The 1,895-nt window shown below is 42.7% G+C and carries 1 protein-coding gene and 1 pseudogene; both read left to right on the forward strand.

Annotated elements, in window-relative coordinates; translation table 11 throughout:
- Positions 1 to 798, forward strand: a pseudogene (locus ACFINY_RS09600) (phage portal protein); the annotation flags it as partial.
- A gap of 13 nt (positions 799 to 811) precedes the next feature.
- The gene (locus tag ACFINY_RS09605; protein ID WP_375684817.1) at positions 812 to 1,705 is read left to right on the forward strand and encodes a hypothetical protein; all 894 of its coding nucleotides are present in this window, start codon (positions 812 to 814) and stop codon (positions 1,703 to 1,705) included.
- The last annotated feature ends 190 nt before the right edge of the window (positions 1,706 to 1,895 follow it).

Genomic DNA, 1,895 nt, shown 5'->3' on the forward strand with positions numbered 1-1,895 from the left:
ATACAACCAAAGCCTGTAGCACAGTTTCCAGAGGGCTTTTTCCAGCTGTTTAATGAAGCTAAGGAAGCAATTAATCAGGTGACGGGTTTATCACCCGAATTCATTGGTACAAGGGAAGTGACACAAGCGGGTATTTTGGAGGCACAACGACGCCAATCCAGTTTAAATCTGCTTGCTTGTCTGTTTGATGGTTTACGTTTGTATCGCAAAAGGCAGGGTAAGATTATTTTGCACCTTATACAGAATTACTTGTCCGATGGTCGTTTGGTACGGATATCTGGTGAAGAGAATGCGCAATATATTCCATTGACGCGTGAAGAAGTAACGAGTGTCGAGTATGACATTGTTGTCGATGATGCCCCAACCAGCCCGAATGAGAAAGAGCGCACCTTTGGTATCATCACACAGCTGCTCCCATTGCTTCAAAATGCGATTACGCCGGATATTATGCTTGATCTACTTCGTTATTCTCCATTGCCTGCGTCATTGCTTAATCGTGTGAGTGAGAAGATGCAACAGCAGAAAATGGCACAACAAGCCCAACAACAGCAAATGAATCCGGAACAAGAAATGAAGTTGCAGGAAAAGCAGCAAGATATTGCGGCTAAAAGTCAGATGCAACAGATGGATTTACAAGGCAAGCAGATTGAATTGGTCATGCGTCAAAAGAGAGCAGAATTGGAAGCGGAATTGATGCAACAGAAGCATGAGCTTGAACGGGAGCGTATTCTTAATGAACGAGCGCAAAATCAAATCATGCGTGAAAGAGCGGCAACATACAGAGGAAGAAGCATTTGAGAGAGGTTAGAGAATGAATGCAGAAATGAACGAAGCTATGAATGAAGATTACAGAGTTGGAGCACCGGTCTTTGATGATGAGAGCTCTTTTGATGCTGGCACTTATGATGGTGAAACGATTGATAATGATGATGTCACCTCTCCAGAGCCGGTTGCACAGCCCGTTGAAAAACCTTCAGAGATTGTTCCTAGTATAGAACAGCAGCGTATGGAGCAACAAGCCAAACAAGCCCGTGAAGCGCTTGTAAAGTTTTATGAACCCCAATCCCAGACGCCAATGGTTGAAGGTGAAAATGCACCCCCAGACCTACGTGAGGACCCTGTTCGTTTAGTGGCGTGGATGCTAGATAAGATTCAAAAGCAAGATGCGTATATTAGGGAACAGAAAGAAGCGCTAAGACAAGCTGAGGAACAGCAGCAGCATGATATACGTCTTGGTGAATTTTTTAATAATTCTGTTAAGTCGTTTCAAAATAAATCCAGTGATTTTGATGCCGCGGCAAATTTTCTTTATGAGGCACGCGCAAAGGAATTGAGTTCTTGGTCATCACTTTATCCTGAGTATGGACAACAAAACACAATAGATGCGATTATAAGAGATCAATTGCATGCTCTTGTAGCGACTTGTGCACAAAGAGATCTCAATCCGGCAGAAGAGATTTATAGAATAGCGCAAAATCTTGGCTATCAGAACCAAGCATTACAAGCGAATAATCAAGTTGCTGCGCTTCAAAGCCGGCAGAATTCTGCGAGAACCTTAACGGCATCTGGTGGAGGGGGCAGTGTTGGACCAATCACTTTAGCAAGCATTGATAGGATGTCAGAAGAAGAATTTGACGCTTGGATATCAAATCCGAAAAATAAAGCAATTTTTCGGCAATTGCATGGTGCTGGTAACGGGTATTAAGAGTGCATTTTTATAGAAATTAGCCTGTTTTATGCAGGGTTATGGTCCGGCTTTTAAGCCGGTTTTTTTTACAGCAAAGAAAGGTAAAATCAATGGCATTAACAACAGTTAGAGCAGATGATCCTCATGCGATAAGCACGTGGTCAAAATTATTAAATACAGAAGTTTCAAAGGCGATACCTATTGCCCC

It is taken from the genome of Bartonella sp. AA23NXGY, from assembly GCF_042197165.1.
GTDB lineage: Bacteria > Pseudomonadota > Alphaproteobacteria > Rhizobiales > Rhizobiaceae > Bartonella.

Excerpts from the sequence above, each read along its gene's own strand:
- ACFINY_RS09605 (WP_375684817.1), top strand. The coding sequence starts at position 812 with ATGAATGCAGAAATGAACGAAGCTATGAATGAAGATTACAGAGTTGGA.